Annotated in this window: 14 protein-coding genes; 12 read left to right on the forward strand and 2 right to left on the reverse strand. The window is 42.7% G+C overall.

Annotated elements, in window-relative coordinates:
• Positions 1-17: 17 nt before the first annotated feature.
• The 3 genes from ACMUMJ_RS00265 to ACMUMJ_RS00275 all read left to right on the forward strand — a co-directional run bounded on the left by ACMUMJ_RS00265 (position 18) and on the right by ACMUMJ_RS00275 (position 3,115).
• Entirely contained in the window at positions 18-857 is an 840-nt protein-coding gene (locus ACMUMJ_RS00265) for a MurR/RpiR family transcriptional regulator (RefSeq protein WP_414676791.1), read from the forward strand.
• Positions 858-973: 116 nt separating this feature from the next.
• Positions 974-1,864 carry a TIM barrel protein gene (locus tag ACMUMJ_RS00270; RefSeq protein WP_414676792.1) on the forward strand — a complete coding sequence of 297 codons (891 nt, stop codon included), beginning with the start codon at positions 974-976 and terminating at the stop codon, positions 1,862-1,864.
• An 87-nt stretch (positions 1,865-1,951) separates the two neighbouring features.
• Entirely contained in the window at positions 1,952-3,115 is a 1,164-nt protein-coding gene (locus ACMUMJ_RS00275; RefSeq protein ID WP_414676793.1) for a Gfo/Idh/MocA family protein, read from the forward strand.
• Between the two features lie 20 nt (positions 3,116-3,135).
• Here the strand turns inward: ACMUMJ_RS00275 and ACMUMJ_RS00280 are convergent, their stop codons facing one another.
• Together ACMUMJ_RS00280 and ACMUMJ_RS00285 are read right to left on the reverse strand one after the other, a co-directional pair.
• Positions 3,136-4,197, reverse strand: coding sequence for a LacI family DNA-binding transcriptional regulator (locus tag ACMUMJ_RS00280; protein WP_414676794.1), 1,062 nt, complete (start codon positions 4,195-4,197; stop codon positions 3,136-3,138).
• A gap of 106 nt (positions 4,198-4,303) precedes the next feature.
• Complete coding sequence (locus ACMUMJ_RS00285) at positions 4,304-5,197, reverse strand: TIM barrel protein (RefSeq protein WP_414676795.1); 894 nt, start codon at positions 5,195-5,197, stop codon at positions 4,304-4,306.
• 208 nt (positions 5,198-5,405) lie between these two features.
• Here ACMUMJ_RS00285 and ACMUMJ_RS00290 point away from each other — a divergent pair, with 208 nt between their 5' ends.
• The 9 genes from ACMUMJ_RS00290 (at position 5,406) to iolG (ending at position 15,987) form a co-directional block, all read left to right on the forward strand.
• Positions 5,406-6,338, forward strand: a complete 933-nt coding sequence (locus ACMUMJ_RS00290) for a substrate-binding domain-containing protein (RefSeq protein WP_414676796.1) — start codon at positions 5,406-5,408, stop codon at positions 6,336-6,338.
• A gap of 164 nt (positions 6,339-6,502) precedes the next feature.
• The gene (locus tag ACMUMJ_RS00295; RefSeq protein ID WP_414676797.1) at positions 6,503-8,068 is read left to right on the forward strand and encodes a sugar ABC transporter ATP-binding protein; all 1,566 of its coding nucleotides are present in this window, start codon (positions 6,503-6,505) and stop codon (positions 8,066-8,068) included.
• The gene (locus ACMUMJ_RS00300; protein WP_414676798.1) at positions 8,065-9,039 is read left to right on the forward strand and encodes an ABC transporter permease; all 975 of its coding nucleotides are present in this window, start codon (positions 8,065-8,067) and stop codon (positions 9,037-9,039) included. The genes ACMUMJ_RS00295 and ACMUMJ_RS00300 overlap by 4 nt, the downstream gene beginning before the upstream one ends.
• A 67-nt stretch (positions 9,040-9,106) precedes the next feature.
• Positions 9,107-10,957 (forward strand): 3D-(3,5/4)-trihydroxycyclohexane-1,2-dione acylhydrolase (decyclizing), encoded by a 1,851-nt coding sequence (gene iolD / locus ACMUMJ_RS00305; RefSeq protein WP_414676799.1) that lies wholly within the window; start codon positions 9,107-9,109, stop codon positions 10,955-10,957.
• Between the two features lie 11 nt (positions 10,958-10,968).
• Complete coding sequence (locus tag ACMUMJ_RS00310) at positions 10,969-12,147, forward strand: Gfo/Idh/MocA family protein (RefSeq protein ID WP_414676800.1); 1,179 nt, start codon at positions 10,969-10,971, stop codon at positions 12,145-12,147.
• A complete protein-coding gene (gene iolC, locus ACMUMJ_RS00315; protein WP_414676801.1) occupies positions 12,140-13,144 on the forward strand; it encodes a 5-dehydro-2-deoxygluconokinase in 1,005 nt (334 codons plus the stop codon). The genes ACMUMJ_RS00310 and iolC overlap by 8 nt, the downstream gene beginning before the upstream one ends.
• 51 nt (positions 13,145-13,195) lie before the next feature.
• On the forward strand, positions 13,196-14,041 hold the full coding sequence (locus ACMUMJ_RS00320; RefSeq protein WP_414676802.1) for a 5-deoxy-glucuronate isomerase: 846 nt from the start codon (positions 13,196-13,198) through the stop codon (positions 14,039-14,041).
• Between the two features lie 13 nt (positions 14,042-14,054).
• Positions 14,055-14,885: a class II fructose-bisphosphate aldolase gene (locus ACMUMJ_RS00325; protein ID WP_414676803.1), complete on the forward strand. Its 831-nt coding sequence runs from the start codon at positions 14,055-14,057 to the stop codon at positions 14,883-14,885.
• 106 nt (positions 14,886-14,991) lie between these two features.
• On the forward strand, positions 14,992-15,987 hold the full coding sequence (iolG, locus tag ACMUMJ_RS00330) for an inositol 2-dehydrogenase (protein WP_414676804.1): 996 nt from the start codon (positions 14,992-14,994) through the stop codon (positions 15,985-15,987).
• Positions 15,988-16,227: the final 240 nt, after the last annotated feature.

Genomic DNA, 16,227 nt, shown 5'->3' on the forward strand with positions numbered 1-16,227 from the left:
ACAAGAAAGGTACAAATATGGCTCAGCAAGCACCAGAGAAATTGTCCGATTTTCTGGATGAAATAAAAGAAAAATACGATCAATTAAGTAAACGTTTACGTCAAGTGGCTGAGTTTATTTTGCAGTCTCCAGGTGATGTGGCATTTGGCACAGTGGCAACCTTATCTAAAAATTCAGGGGTTCACCCCTCTACTTGGGTCAGGTTTGCGAATACGTTTGGTTTTAGTGGGTTTAGTGAAATGCAAAAGCTTTTCCAAACCCGTTTGATGCAAGACACGCCAAATTATCAAGAGCGTGTTCGTCATATTAAAGATCAGTTTGATGAGCTGCCAAGTGCGTTGTCCGTATCCACGCTCTTGTCTCAGTTTGCTCAATCGAATGCATTGGCATTGGATCACTTGGTCGAGAGTATTGAGGATACCGATCTTCAAGCTGCCATTCAGATTTTATCTAAAGCCAATTCTGTTCATATTATTGGTGCAAGGCGATCGTTTATTGTGGCAAGTTATTTTGCCTATGCATTGCGGCATAGTGATCAAAAAGCGTATTTGATTGATGGGGCTGGTGGTATGTATGAAGAGCAAGCGTCTAATTTTGATGAAAAAGATGCCTTGATCGCAGTAAGCTTCCATCCTTACGCTTTAGAAACTCATACAGTCGCCATGGCTGCGGTGAAAAAAGGGGGGCCTTTGATTGTCATAACGGATAATCCTGTTAATCAACTAGCAAGTTTAGCGTCGGTAAGCTTTGTAGTGAAAGAAGCAGAGACACACCAATTTCGTTCTTTGTCTTCTTCTTTGGTGCTTGCGCAAACGCTCTCAATAGCACTAGCGTATGAATTAGAATCACAAAAATAAGATGCTAATAACGTTTACTGAAAAGAATTAATTGGTTAATTATTGACTTTTTGCAAGCGCTTGCATTAATGTGTTTTAGGTCTTTCATCTACACAGTAATAGGAAGTATAAAAATAATGAAACTTCATCTATCCAACGCACCTTGTTCATGGGGCATTGAGTTCGCCGATAATCCGAGTAACCCAGCATGGGAAACCGTTTTAAGTGAAATTTCGCAAGCGGGTTACAAAGCCACGGAACTTGGCCCATTAGGTTATTTGCCAACTGACGCTCAAATACTGTCGTCTAAATTGGAAGAAAATAGCTTGGGTTTGATCGCAGGTACTGTCTTTAAGCATTTGCATCAACCAGAGAAGCGCGCTGATATCTTAGAATACACGAAGGCAACTTGTAAGCTGTTGCAAGCACAAAATGCTAAGTACATGGTTGTTATTGATCATGTTTCCTCGCCGCGCACCGATCAGGCTGGGCAAATTGAAACTGCTTATCGTTTGCCGACGGATCAGTGGAATGAAATGATGAAGACAATCACCGAGCTATCATTAGTTTGTCGTGAATACAATATCATTCCGGTAGTCCATCCTCATGCTGGTACCTTCATTGAGTATCGAGATGAAATTGATCGTGCAATGCAGGATTTAGACAGTGACTTGGTGCAATTATGTGTTGATACTGGCCATTGTAAATACGCTGGAATTAACCCTTCTGAATTAATCGAAACCTATCAAGACAGAGTGGAATACATTCATTTTAAAGACATTAATGACGCTGTTTTAGAAGACACAGTGAAGAATAATGTGGATTTCTATAAGGCGATTGGTAATGGTGTTTTCTGCCCATTAGGTCAAGGTTGTGTGGATTTTACTGAACTTAAAGGCACTTTAGAGAAAATTAATTACACGGGCTGGATCACAGTCGAGCAAGATGTAGACCCTTCAAAAGACAACAGTTCTTTAGAAAACGCAAAAGAGAGTTTGAAGTTTATTAATCAAAACTTTATGCAATAGTTTAGTCTAAAGCCGATTTTTGATTGTGTTCAATCTTAATGCCTTTTCCAAAAGGCATTAAGTCGAGTTTCTGAGGGGAGAAATAGAATGGCAAATCCGGTCATTAATGCATTAGGAAGAAAATTAAGGTTGGGTGTCATAGGGGGGGGGCCAGGGTCATTTATTGGCATTGTGCATCGAGGGGCATCCACTCTGGAAGAATATTATGAGGTGGTTGCAGGTGTTTTTTCTTCTAATGCAGAACGATCCATTAAGCATGCAGCGGAATTAGGGATTGACCGTGGTTACGCAACCGCAGAGGAAATGATTATGGCAGAAGCGGCACGAGACGATAAGGTCGACGTCATCGCAATTATGACGCCGAACAACAGTCATTACCAGATTGCGTGCTTAGCCATTAAGCAGGGTTTTCATATCATGTGTGAAAAGCCACTGACAAATGATGTAAATGAAGCGTTGGATCTGGTCAAGAAAGTGAAAGAAAGTGATGTGGAATGTTGCGTTGCTTATGCGTATTCTGGTTACCCGATGGTTCGAGAAGCGAAAGCGATTATCGACGCTGGAGAGTTGGGTGAAATAAGAATGGTACAGTGCGATTATGTGCAGGGCCATTTAGCCCAATTAACTGAATCAGAGCAGCAGGGCACTAACTGGCACATGGATCCTGATATCGCTGGGCCTTCTCTTATTTTAGGAGACATTGGAACGCATTGTTATCATCTTGCGGCGTTTGTTTCTGGAATGGAGCCTTCAGAGCTAAGCGCTGATCTTGCAACGGTTGTACCGGGAAGGGATGCGGATGATTACACAGGCATTTTAACTCGCTATAAAAACAATGCCAGAGGCTCCTTTTTTATCACCCAAGCGGCAGCCGGTGCAGATCATGGATTGTATTTAAGAATTTATGGTAGTAAAGGCGGTTTGGAATGGCATCAAGAGCAACCGAATCAATTGCTTGTTAGAAACATTGAGCAACCGACGAAGATATTGCAAAAGGGCGGTGTGGGCTTACATGCTGCGGCGAATCGAGTCTCTCGTATTGCAATTGGTCATCCAGAAGGGTATCGAGAAGCGTTTGCTAACCTTTATACAGACCTTGCAGAAGTGATTATTGCACAACAGACCAACACACAAGAAGATCCGCTAGCTCGTAACTTTCCTATGATAGAAGACGGTGCACAAGGGGTAAAGTTTGTGCAGGCAGCGGTGGTCTCTCATCAAAACAACGGGCAATGGGTTAGATTGACCTAAGGTAAGACAACACAAGAGGCTTAATGAGTTTGGGGGTATTGTTGCCTGAATTTACTGTCTTTTTTAATGAGTTTCTTTAATGTGCCTCTTTCAATTGGCTTACAAGGAAGTAAGCGTTGTTCGGTGGGCAGGTTAGGGTGCTCAATTCTATCTATTATGATTTCCACCGCCGCAAAGACCATCTCATTAATCGGTTGTTTGATCGTCGTGAGATTGTAAGCTCCCCACGATGCCATGGACATGTCATTGAAACCAAGAACACCGAAGTCTTCAGGGCACCGTTTGCCCACGTCTCTGGCGGAATCTAGCGTTGCAATGGCAAGTATATCGTCACCGCAAAAGACAGCATCAATATAAGGGTAATCATTAAGCAATCTAAGCGATTTTTCTCGGCCAGATTCATAAGTATAAGTATCGCAATGCTCTATGGTGATGAATTTTAAACCGTGCTCTTTTAAGGTTTTAATGGCGCTTTCTTTACGGTCAATGGTGGTGGTGGCATTAATCGGGCCGCCCAAAAAAGCGATTTTTTTGTAGCCACGTTTTAGTAGCATTTCAACGCCCATTTTACCGCCATTGTAATTGTCTGCGGTAACCACATTAATGTGACCGTTTAAGTTGGCCCTACCAAACATGATGGCGGCTGGTAGTTTGGCCTTAGCGCACACTTCTGCAAAGATGGTAGGTAATACAGACGATAGAAAGAGTACGCCATCGACTCGATATTGTAATAATCGATCTAATACGTCTTCAGGCTTTGATTGAGGCGTTAGGTTTTCCATTAAGCATCGATAATTTCTAGATTGCAGCTCTTTTGTGATTAGGTCCAAGACTTCGATAAAGAAAGGGTTTTCAAAATTGCTGGAAATAATACCAATGAGCTTAGTCCTGTTTGTCATCAAGGATTGAGCAAGAATATTAGGCTTGTAGCCAAGTTCTTCTGCAGCAGCTTCGATTTTTATACGAGTTTTTGATGAAATGCTTGCCCCATCGGTAAACGCTCTGGAAACGGCAGATAAAGAAACGCCTGCTCTGTCTGCGACTTCCTTTTGAGTGATGTGTTTGTAACGGCCTTTATGCATGGATAACCTTATTTCATTCTATGTCTCTAATCTGCCTACAGACTAAAGAGTCGCTGTGCAAATTATAGGCTAATAATACGTTTCTTATGGCATAAAGGCTATTTTTTTACAGGTTAGTTAAGATCGAATTAAGGTAATTGTGGTTGGCATGGGCATCAACTAACGTATTGTTTGATAGGGGGTCGCATTCTTGTTCTATAGTTGACCACCCTTGAAAATTAGCCGCTTGCATCACTTTAAATAATGCGTCGAAGTCACATATTCCTTTTCCTAAATTGCAAAACAATCCTTGTGTGATCGCCTGATAAAAATTCACTCTTTGATTAATAACTACTGCTTTAACTAGAGGGTCGATGTCTTTGAAGTGAAAGTAACTCGTACGATTTCTATGCGTTTTATAAAATTGAATTGGGTCAAAGCCTGCGTATAAACAATGACCTGTATCAATGCATAAGGATAAAATGCTCTCATCGATACGTTCCAGTGTGTTTTCGATTTCGTCTTTGTACTCGATAAAACCGGCGGCATGACCGTGCAGTGCGATGTTTAATCCGTATTCGTCAGTCCCTATTTTTGCAATGGTCTCGACACGGTCCATCATGCTATTCCAGTCCGCTGGATCCAGTCTTCTTGCTTCATTTGGCCTGCCTGCGGTTAAAGCCCGTTCTTCTGCAATGGAGTCAATAAGCACGCCTGTTTTAGCGCCATGGGAGACCAATGATTTGAAGGTTCGATGAGCGCCATCAAGTACGTCTTCCCAGGCATTCGGGTCATGAAAGGGCCGAAATACAACACCGGCTGTCAGTGTGAGATCTCGCGCAGCCAGTGCTTCACCTAAGATATCTGCATTCTCTGGAAAAAAGCCCACAGGGCCCAGCTCTATGCCTGAAAAACCGGCTTTTTGGCACTCATCAAGAACTGTTTTCCAGCTGGGGTTACGTGCTGAATCGGGTGCTTCTATCCCCCATGAACAAGGTGCATTACCAATCTTCAACTGCATGTTTTTATCCTTTATGGCGTAACGTTTCGATTTCAAGATATAGGCAAATAATAAGGTAAGAAATAATATTTGCAAGCGCTTGCAAATATTATTTCTAGTTGTTAGTCTGACTAACAAGTGATCAGTTTATGAGTGAAAACTGACAAATAAACACCGGTCACTTGTAAATTCTGACTACCTAACAAAAACAATAAAGGATGAGATGAAAATGATAAAAAAAACCTTGTTGGCTGCTTCTATTATCTGTTCAGCCTCGAATTTCGCGCTTGCTGACTCGCTTGTGATTGGTGCTCCTATGCCTTCATTTGCAGATAAGTGGATGAGCTATTTATTTGAAGGTATTAACGATTTTGATGATAAACACAGCGATGTTGAAATCAAAATGACGGATGCGAATGAAGATCCAAGTAAAATGTTAAATGACGTTGATAACTTCATTGATGCTGGTGTAAATGCACTGCTTGTTGTCCCTACTGATATTGCTATTGTGAAACCTATCGCGAAGAAAGCCAGTCGCGCAGACATTCCTCTTGTTATTGTTAACCGTCTTCCAGATGAAAGCGCGATGGAACGTATCGATGCTTATGTAGGTTCTGAATCGATACAAGCGGGAATTATTCAAGCTGAAAGTGTTGTTGGTATGTTGGATGGAAAGCAAGGAAATGTTGCAATCTTGATGGGTGTTTTAGGCCATGAAGCGCAAATTAAGAGGACTGAAGGTAATAAGCAAGTCTTTTCAGAATATTCAAATATTAACATTGTTGCCGAGCAAGAAGGCCGTTGGGACAGAGCAAAAGCATTGCAAATTGTAGAAGATCTATTACAGGCTCACCCTGAAATCAACGTGATTGTCGCTAACAACGATGAAATGGCCATTGGTGCCTTGCTTGCTGCGAGAAAAGCCGGTTTAGCCGATGCAGATCTGATTATCTCTGGTGTAGATGCAACACCTGATGCATTGGAATACCTTGGTGATGGTTTGGATTCAACGGTTTTCCAAAGCGCAAAAGGCCAAGGTTACGGTGGTGCTGAAATTGCGTACAAGTTAGCGAAAGGTGAGCAGGTTCAAAAAATGAACTGGATCAACTTTGAGCTTGTATTGGAAGAACAAAAGATAGAGTACCTATACAAGTACAAATAAGAGACTTAATTTTTCCTTCTTTTATCAGGTGTAAAGAAAGTTATTGAATTTGTTGACCTATAACGTCTTAGCGATCACTAAGATGTTATAGGGCATTATATGAAATGAATTTAATAGCGTTTCTTTTATCTAATATTACGCAACTCATAAAAATAATAACGCTTATGACAAATTCAGATTTCATTTTAGAAATGGTAAATGTAAGTAAGACCTTTCCAGGTGTCAAAGCATTGGATCAGGTGAACTTATCTATCCGAAAAGGCAGCATACATGCGCTAATGGGAGAGAACGGCGCAGGTAAGTCGACATTAATGAAAATATTGTATGGGCTGTATACGCCAGATGAGGGTGGTGAGGTTTTTTTCAATGGACAGCCATTTACACCGAAAGCACCAATAGACGCTATCCGCACCGGGTTAGCTATGGTGCCGCAAGAAATTAGCCCTTCTGCAAACTTATCTGTTTCAGCCAATTTCTTTTTAGGAAGAGAGATTAAAAAAGGCATTTTAATCGACCAAAAAGCGATGGATGAACAAACCAATAAAGTATTGGAAGAATTGGGCATTCCAATGAAAGTGGAAACATTGATGCAAAATGTTTCTGTTGCCAAAGCTCAGTTATTAGCGATTGCGACCGCCGTTTCTTATGATGCCAAACTGATTATTATGGATGAGCCAACAACGGCCTTGACAGAAACGGAAGTTCATCAGCTTTATCAAATTGTAAAAAAAGTCCAAGAGCGTGGTATTGCCATTATCTACATTTCTCACAAGTTGGGAGAAGTATTTGAGTTATCTGATGAAGTATCCGTTATTCGCGACGGGCAATATATAGGCACAAAGAAAACCACGGACATCACCAAAGAAGAGTTGATCAATATGATGGTTGGCCGTGAAATGGATGAGATGTTTCAACGTGAAGATGTGGTTATTGGAGAAACCCTTCTCGAAGTTAAAAACTTGAGCCTGTCGGGTAAATTCCATGACATTAATTTCACCGTTAAAAAAGGTGAAATTTTCGGCATTGCAGGTTTAGTTGGTGCCGGAAGAAGTGAAGTGGTTGAAGCGATCTTTGGCTATAAAGCGGCTGAAAGCGGTGAGATCCATTTACATGGTGAAAAAATCGACATTCGTAAACCGTCTGATGCGATTAATCATCGAATTGGCTTTGTAACAGAAGACAGAAAATTGACGGGGCTGATGCTTAACATGAGCGTTACTGACAACATGATCATGCCAGAGTTGCTCCCCTATGAGAAAAACCATCTGATTTCAGACGAATTGGCCAGCGATGTGGCAAATTCAATGAAAGATCAATTACGCATAAAAACCCCCACCGTTGACACCATTATTGGCAATTTATCAGGTGGTAACCAGCAAAAAGTCTTGATTGCCCGCTGGCTATTACTGGAGCCTGAAATCCTTATTTTGGATGAACCGACAAAAGGCATCGACATTGGTGCGAAAGCGGAAATTTACAAACTCATCGTCGAGCTTGCGCGATTGGGGAAGGCCATCATTATTGTGTCTTCAGAAATGCTGGAATTATTGTCACTTAGTGATCGAATTATGGTGATGTCGGAAGGCCGTGAAGTCGGCATTATTGGTCGTGAAGATGCGACACAAGAAGTGATTTTAGATATGGCTGCAGGTGGCGATGTACCGTCACATGATTCAACAAAACAAGAAGAAACAACGTCTGAATGTCAGGCAGAAGGAGTAGCGTCATGATGAAGGCCGCAAACAGCGCAATGCGCAACACCAATTACACAGAAATATTGAATAAATATGGAATGCTATTGATTCTGATTTTATTGTTTTCTGCTTTGTCTTTGAAAATTGATGGGTTCGCTTCATTTCGAAATGTTTTTAGTATTTTAGAGCAGGTATCCATGTTTGGCATCATTGCAATTGGGGTAACTTTTGCGATTGTTACTGGAGGAATTGATTTGTCCTCTGGGGCCGTTGTGGCACTGGCGTCAGTGGTGGGTGCCTCCATCGTAACCGGAACAGAAGGCTACGGAATGACCATTTTTGCCTTTGGTGCTGCGATGTTTGTTGGCAGTATTTGCGGCGCAATTAATGGAACCATTACCGCTTATGGGCGCATTCCTCCTTTTATTGCAACATTAGGAATGATGACGATGGCACGCGGTGTTGCGCAATTAGTTAGTAATGGCCGTCCGGTTGATGCCAGTTCTGATGCGTTTACGTCCATTGGTGATGGCTCTGTATTCGGTATTCCCGGCTTGGTAATTATCTATGTACTAGTAGCGATCACATGTCACATTATGATGAGCCGTATGAGCTTTGGTCGTCATGTTTTCGCTATTGGTGGCAATGTGAACACCGCTAAAATTTGTGGTGTAAATGTCGAAATAACCCTCTTGAAAGTGTACATCTTAGCGGGTGGATTAGCTGGATTGGCAGGTGCAATGCTTACGTCAAGAGCGTATGCGGGTAACCCTACCTTCGGAAATATGTGGGAGTTAGATGCGATTGCTGCAGCGGTTATTGGAGGAACATCGCTTGCGGGTGGTGTGGGTTCGGTTCCAATGTGCATTGTCGGGGCTTTGATCATCGGTGTGATGAATAAAGGTCTGAATATGTTGGGTGTGGATCCGTATTGGCAGCAAATTATCAAAGGAATGATCATTATTGGGGCGGTTTTATTAGATGCCCAGAAACGTAAAAAAGCCTAATCAAACAATGTCGTTGCTAACGTAATCATTACATTATTAGCATAAAAGAATAAAGAAGAGACGTGTTATGAAGACCATTCGCCTTACTGTAGCGGAAGCCCTTGTAAAATATTTAGTTGCACAAAAAATTGAAATCGATGGGCAAGTAGAGCCTCTGTTCGGTTGTTCATTTGCCATCTTTGGTCATGGTAATGTGACTTGTTTAGGTCAGCAGCTAAAAAATGTTGAAGATCAATTGCCGACATGGCGTGGTCAAAATGAGCAATCTATGGCAATGGCGGCAGTCGCGTATGCAAAAGCCAATAACCGCCAACGCATAGGAATTGCCGCGACCTCTATTGGCCCTGGTGCTACGAATATGGTGACGGCTGCGGGCATTGCTCACACCAACCGTTTGCCATTATTAATGATGGCTGGAGATACTTATGCCAGCCGTTTGCCTGATCCTGTCTTGCAGCAAACAGAGCATTTTCACTCGCCTTCAATTACGGCAAATGATGCGTTTAAAGCCGTAACACGCTATTGGGATCGAGTGGTACATCCTGCTCAATTACTACAAACGCTTCCGTTGGCCATTGATACGATGCTTGATCCAGCGGATTGTGGCCCGGTGTTTCTAGGTCTACCACAAGATGTGCAAGGTATGGCGTACGATTATCCAGAGCGCTTTTTTGCAGACAAAGTGCACCGCATTCGCCGCCCTCAACCTGAAGCTTGTGATTTAGAGCGAGCCGTGACGTTATTACGTACCGCTAAACGTCCGTTAATTATCAGCGGCGGTGGTGTGCATTATTCTAAAGCGACGGACGAACTTGCGAGCTTTATCGAGGCTCATAATGTTCCTGTTATTGAAACGATTGCTGGACGAGCAACTCTGCTACAAGAAAACCCACTGAATGGCGGCCCAGTTGGTGCAACGGGATCGGATTCTGCGAATTACTTAGCGGCTCAAGCGGATGTGGTGATTGCTATCGGCACTCGTCTACAGGATTTCACTACGGGATCATGGTCTATTTTCCGCAATCCTGATTTGAAAATCATCAGCATTAATGTTGGCAGAACCGATGCCATTAAGCATTTGGCGATGCCTATTGTGGCGGATGCAAAATCAACGTTGGAAAAGTTACATGTTCTGTTGAGCGATTGGAGAGCGGATCAAGAATGGGCCGACCTTGTTCAATCAAAAGCAGCCCAATGGCAGCAATTGTGCCAATCAAGAGCGGATGTTGAAGGTGAGGAAATGGCCTCCTATGCACAGGTAATTGGTGCGGTAAATCGATTGGCTGAGTCAGGTGATACGGTATTAACCGCTGCGGGTGGTTTACCCGCCGAATTGAATATGAATTGGCAAAGTAAGCAAGTGGGCAAATTTGATATTGAATTTGGCTTTTCTTGTATGGGTTATGAAATTGCGGGTGGTTGGGGGGCAAAAATAGCCAACCCAGATAATGATGTTGTCGTGTTGGTTGGTGATGGCTCTTACATGATTCTAAATTCCGACATTTACAGCTCTGTGTTGGCGGGTCACAAAATGATCGTTATCGTATGTGATAACGCCGGTTTCGCAGTGATTAACAAGTTGCAAAACAATACAGGTAATGACTCGTTTAATAACTTACTTGAAGATTGCCGTCGCCCTGATGGTGAATTGGCGCGTGTGGATTTTGCGAAACACGCAGAGGCACAGGGTGCTATTAGTGAAAAAATCAGCAATATGACGGAATTTGATGCGGCCTTTGCAAGAGCAAAAGCAGCCGATAAGACGTCTGTCATCGTTGTCGATATTGATCCTACAAAGTGGTCCAGCTGCGATTGCTGGTGGGAAGTGGGTTTGCCCGAAATTGCGCGTACAGAGAGCGTTGCGCAAGCAATAGCGAATTTTAGTGAAGGGCGTACACATCAACGCCGTGGTGTATAAGGAATAACAATATGTTTAATGAAGAAATGCGTTCAGAAACGCCTATACGCTGGGCAATGGTGGGTGGTGGTCGTGGTAGCCAAATAGGTTACGCACACCGTTCTGGAGCAACACGTGATGGGCATTTTCAGTTAGTTGCTGGTGCCTTCGACATCGATGCGCAACGTTGTCGCGATTTTGGTACCAATTTGGGGTTAGACGCTGATCGCTGTTATGCGGATTATCTGACGATGTTTGCAGAAGAAGCGAAGCGTGACGATGGTATTCAAGCCGTATCAATAGCCACACCAAACGGCACGCATTATGCGATTTCAAAAGCGGCTCTAGAGTCTGGTTTACATGTTGTGTGTGAAAAACCCGTTACCTTTACCGTTGCAGAGGCTGAGGATCTAAAGAGCACTGCTAAAGCAAACAACCGTATTTTTGGTGTGATGTATGGTTATACGGGGTTCCAGATGGTTCATCAAGCACGGGAGATGATTCAGCGTGGAGACCTTGGTGAAGTGCGTGTGATTAATATGCAATTTGCTCACGGTTTCCATTCTGAGGAAGTTGAAAAAAACAATCCGGGCGCACAATGGAGAATGAATCCAGAGGTGTCAGGCCCTACTTATGTTCTGGGAGATGTGGGTACTCATGCCTTCTATTTAGCTCAGCTTATGACAGATTTAGAGGTTGATACGTTATGTTGTACCCGTCAAAGTTTTGTGAAATCTCGAACGCCGCTGGAAGACAATGCACACGTCTTAATGCACTTTAGCAATGGTGCTGTTGGTACGTTATGGGCCAGTGGTGTGAATGCCGGCTCAATGCATCAGCAAAAAATTCGTGTTGTTGGAGAAAAGGCCAGTATTGAGTGGTGGGATGAACGTCCAAATCAGCTTAGTTACGAAGTACAAGGAGAGCCTGCTCGTATCTTAGAGCGTGGGATGGGCTACTTAAACAACGATGATTTGGCGGTAAACAGTGATCGTATTGGCGGCGGCCATGCAGAAGGTTTTTTTGAATCTTGGTCAAACTTGTACTGCCGTTTTGGCATTGTAATGAAAGCCGCAGACAGAGACGATCAAGCAACTGTTGATTCGATTTGGTATCCAGGAATCGATGCGGGGATCGAAGGGGTGCGTTTGCTAGAGCGCTGTGTGGAGTCTGCGGACAATGCGTCTAAGTGGGTTAAGTATCATGAGTAGTTTATCTATCCCAGTAAACAGAGCATTGGATGTTATTTGCCTAGGAAGGGCTGGTGTTGATTTGTATGCACATGAAGAAAACGTGGATATGGAAGACGTATCAGGCTTTGATAAGCATGTTGGAGGGTCGCCAGCTAATATTGCAGTGGCACTTAGCAAACTGGGTGCGAAAGTGGGGCTGATTAGTTGTGTATCCGATGACAGTTTAGGTCGTTATGTTTGCTCTTACTTGAAAAGCTTAGATGTCGATTTAACAGGAATGAAAATCGATGATACTGGGTCTAGGACAAGTCTTGCGATTACAGAAATGAAAGCGGATGACTGTGAAGTGGTGATCTACCGAAATAACGCCGCCGACCTTTCACTGTCTATAGAGCAGATTGATAAATCGTACATTGCGCAAGCAAAGATGCTGTTAGTTTCAGGAACCGCGTTATCAACCAGTCCTTCCAGAGAGGCGGCCTTGTCCGCTATTCGGTACGCAAGAGAAACGGATACTGTGGTGGTTTTAGATGTGGATTATCGGGCGTATTCATGGCGTTCTCCTGAAGATTCTTCACTTTATTATCAATTAGCCGCCAGTTTATCGGATGTGGTTATTGGTAACCGAGAGGAATTTGATGTGATGGAATTACTCTATAAAAACATCAATGAAGAGACCGCGCGTGATGATGATAAAACGGCCGCACATTACCTTCAAGGTGCGACCCAGGTTGTCATCATGAAAGCAGGTGAATATGGTTCTAAGGTGTACACCCAAGACGGTAAAAAATTTGAACAGGGAATTTTTCCTGTTGATGTGAAAAAACCGTTTGGTGCTGGAGATTCTTTTGCTGGTGCACTGATGTTTTTCCTTTTGCAAGGGGCAGCTCTAGAAGAAAGCGTCAAAATGGGGGCCGCATCTGCTGCCATTAATGTATCGAGAAAAAGCTGTACGGATGCCATGCCGACTCGTCAGGAGTTGGCCGATTTTATCCATTCTTATGAAACAGCTTAATAACATTCATTCAATTTAACGACATCACAATCAATTTTGAGGAAACCTACTATGGGTAAGCATATACCTGCTTTTGACAATAAGAATGAACCAATCATTAATGTAAACGATGACACAACACCGCTGATTTATTTTAACCAAGTGTTTCTAGAGAAAGGAGAAACGCACCAATATCAGCTTGTAGAATATGAAACAGCGGTTGTGATGGCAGGTGGTACTTGTACGATAACCGTAAACGGCAAAGCGTTTGATAATATTGGCTCACGAAAAAACGTATGGGACGGCAATCCAGCAGCAGTTTACGCTCCAGTAAATGCAGTAGTTGAAGTGACTTGCACGTCAGAAAGTGCCGATATCATGATTGCGGGTGGACGTTTTGAAGAAACATTGGAAGCGTTTGAAATTAAGCCCGAAGACAGCGACCAAGTGCAATATGGTAGCGATGATACAAAAACGCATCGTAAAATTAAGCACATTTTAGGGCAAAAGAATGCCGATAAACGGGGCCGTTTATTGGTGAGTGAACTCTTTACCGTTGGTGCGGGTGGCTGGTCTGGTTTCCCTGCACATAAACACGACACTGAGCGAGCGCCAAACGAAACGCGCTATGAAGAGGTGTATCAGTTCCGTTTTAACCCAGATCAAGGGTTTGGGGCACAGTTTTTATACGAACACGAAGATGATATAGGCCCTGTTTACCATATTAAAAACCGCAGTGTTATTGCGATTGATAAGGGCTACCACCCATGTGTTGCGGCCCCAGGCTATGAAATGTATTACTTTACCGTGATTGTAGGTGAGCACTCTAAGTCCTTAATTCAGTACTTTGATCCTCATCATGAATATCAAGTGCATACCATTCCAGGCATTAAGGACATGATCAACAAATTCAAATAATGAGGGGGTGGTAATGTTAGTAACATTGAACGAGATCTTGCCCGATGCGGCGAATTCTAATTACGCGATTCCTTGTTGTAATGTATTTGGCTATGAAGAAGGGCGTGCAATTGTTGACGCGGCAGAAACATTAAAAAAGCCCATTATTTTGGCTGCGAATAAAGACATGGTCGATTTTATGGGGGTGGAAGCATTGGGCAAAATGCTGGTCTCTCTAGCGACATCGAGTTCGGCAAAAGTGTGTGTGCATTTAGATCATACTTATGAAGAAAACATTGTTTTTAACGCCATGCACCACGGCTTCTCTTCGGTTATGTTTGATGGTTCTCAACTGCCCTTAGAAGAGAATATTCGCCGTACAAATAATGTTGTACAAGTTGCTCATGCATTAGGGGTGAGCGTTGAGGGTGAAATTGGTTCTGTGGCTTATAAAGAAGGTCGCGACCACATTAAATCCATTAAAACAACGCCTGAAGATGCCCGTCGATATGCAGAAGAAAGCGGCTTGGATGCGATGGCGGTAGCGATTGGTAATGTTCATCGCTTAACCACTCCAGATTCTATTATTGATTATGAGTTACTTGAATCAATTGCCGATAAAGTCAACGATATTCCATTGGTTATTCATGGAACGACTGGTATTAAAGAAGCAGACATCCTTAAGCTGAAGCAAACGAGAGTGGCCAAGTTTAATATAGGGACTTCGTTACGCATGGCTATGGGTGAAAACTTAAGACGTCTTATGAATGAAGAGCCTCATAAATTCGACAAAATGTATTTTATGCAAAAGGCCATGCCGTTTGTTCAGGCCGAAGCCGAACGTATTATTCGTTTGCTCAATTAATATTGTCTTTGTTGACGGAACAGGCCCAGTATTGGGCTTGTTCCTTATCAATCTTTTAAAACCTTCCAATACCTTTCTCCAATTTGAATAATAAAAGGAGCCTTCAATGTTTAATATTGCCTTATTTGGTGCAGGTCGCATCGGTCAGATTCATGCACAAAACGTTGCATTAAATGCAGATTGCACACTGAAATACGTCGTTGATATGAATGATGATGTCGCACAAAAAACCGCTGAAAAATATGGAACGAAAGCTGTTTCAGTCGAATACGCTCTAAATGACTCGGACGTGCACGCCGTATTGATTTGTACGATTACGGAAACCCATGCGGATTTAATCGAGCGCTCAGCTAAAGCGGGGAAAGCCATCTTTTGCGAAAAACCAGTGGATCTGTCTATTGAACGAGTTAATGCCTGCTTAACTATTGTAAAAGAAGAGGGCGTGCCTTTAATGATGGGGTTTAATCGCCGCTTTGATCCTAACTTTGCTCATCTGAAAGCCGTTTTAGATTCGGGTGACATGGGTTCTGTAGAGATGGTTACCATTTCCTCACGTGACCCAGAAGCGCCACCAAGTAGCTACATTAATAGCTCTGGTGGGCTATTTAGAGACATGACCATCCACGATTTTGATGTGGCCCGTTGGTTATTAGGAGAAGACCCTGTTTCTATCTACGCGACAGCATCATCCATGACCTCGGATCATGTTAAAGAAGCGGGTGATGTTGATACGGCGATAGTTACACTAACCTGCAAAAGTGGAAAAATGGCGGTGATTACTAACAGTCGTCGTGCTTCTTATGGGTATGATCAACGAGTGGAAGTGCATGCAAGTGGTGGTATGTTAACCGTCAATAATATGCCAGAAAGTACATTATCCATTGCATCAGATAAAGGTATGACGTCGCAAAAACCCATGGCGTTTTTCTTGGAGCGCTATGCCGCGGCCTATCAGCATGAGTTGGATGCGTTTGTTACAGGCTTAAAATCGGGTATTGAAAATTACCCTGTTGGTGAAGATGGAAGAAAAGCGTTATTGATAGCCGATGCCGCATTTAAATCGTTCGAAACAGGGAGTGTTCAGAGTTTGACGTTTGATTAACCTGTAAACATACGAAATATTATATGAACTTCCCTTCTAATAAATAGGCGGTTTGTAATCGTCTATTTACAATTTCTCTTTGTTCTTCATGAGCAATGTCATAGTAAGTGATTATGCTTCTTTGCAGAGGATCTCTTTTCCGTTTAGTGCTTTACAGTTATTAGAATAATTTATTGAATAATGTATTAGTTATTTTATTTTTAGTGGAAATAAACTTATCATGTTAATCCAATTTTATTA

Origin of the sequence: Marinomonas phycocola, assembly GCF_047525455.1 — a bacterium.
In the GTDB taxonomy this organism is placed as follows: domain Bacteria; phylum Pseudomonadota; class Gammaproteobacteria; order Pseudomonadales; family Marinomonadaceae; genus Marinomonas.

What these genes read in the sequence shown, in the direction of transcription:
- ACMUMJ_RS00290 (WP_414676796.1), top strand. Translation starts at nt 5,406, where the DNA reads ATGATAAAAAAAACCTTGTTGGCTGCTTCTATTATCTGTTCAGCCTCG.
- iolC (WP_414676801.1), top strand. Translation starts at nt 12,140, where the DNA reads ATGAGTAGTTTATCTATCCCAGTAAACAGAGCATTGGATGTTATTTGC.
- ACMUMJ_RS00325 (WP_414676803.1), top strand. Translation starts at nt 14,055, where the DNA reads ATGTTAGTAACATTGAACGAGATCTTGCCCGATGCGGCGAATTCTAAT.
- ACMUMJ_RS00320 (WP_414676802.1), top strand. Translation starts at nt 13,196, where the DNA reads ATGGGTAAGCATATACCTGCTTTTGACAATAAGAATGAACCAATCATT.
- ACMUMJ_RS00300 (WP_414676798.1), top strand. Translation starts at nt 8,065, where the DNA reads ATGATGAAGGCCGCAAACAGCGCAATGCGCAACACCAATTACACAGAA.
- iolG (WP_414676804.1), top strand. Translation starts at nt 14,992, where the DNA reads ATGTTTAATATTGCCTTATTTGGTGCAGGTCGCATCGGTCAGATTCAT.
- ACMUMJ_RS00265 (WP_414676791.1), top strand. Translation starts at nt 18, where the DNA reads ATGGCTCAGCAAGCACCAGAGAAATTGTCCGATTTTCTGGATGAAATA.
- ACMUMJ_RS00270 (WP_414676792.1), top strand. Translation starts at nt 974, where the DNA reads ATGAAACTTCATCTATCCAACGCACCTTGTTCATGGGGCATTGAGTTC.
- ACMUMJ_RS00280 (WP_414676794.1), bottom strand. Translation starts at nt 4,197, where the DNA reads ATGCATAAAGGCCGTTACAAACACATCACTCAAAAGGAAGTCGCAGAC.
- ACMUMJ_RS00295 (WP_414676797.1), top strand. Translation starts at nt 6,503, where the DNA reads ATGACAAATTCAGATTTCATTTTAGAAATGGTAAATGTAAGTAAGACC.
- ACMUMJ_RS00275 (WP_414676793.1), top strand. Translation starts at nt 1,952, where the DNA reads ATGGCAAATCCGGTCATTAATGCATTAGGAAGAAAATTAAGGTTGGGT.
- ACMUMJ_RS00310 (WP_414676800.1), top strand. Translation starts at nt 10,969, where the DNA reads ATGTTTAATGAAGAAATGCGTTCAGAAACGCCTATACGCTGGGCAATG.
- ACMUMJ_RS00285 (WP_414676795.1), bottom strand. Translation starts at nt 5,197, where the DNA reads ATGCAGTTGAAGATTGGTAATGCACCTTGTTCATGGGGGATAGAAGCA.
- iolD (WP_414676799.1), top strand. Translation starts at nt 9,107, where the DNA reads ATGAAGACCATTCGCCTTACTGTAGCGGAAGCCCTTGTAAAATATTTA.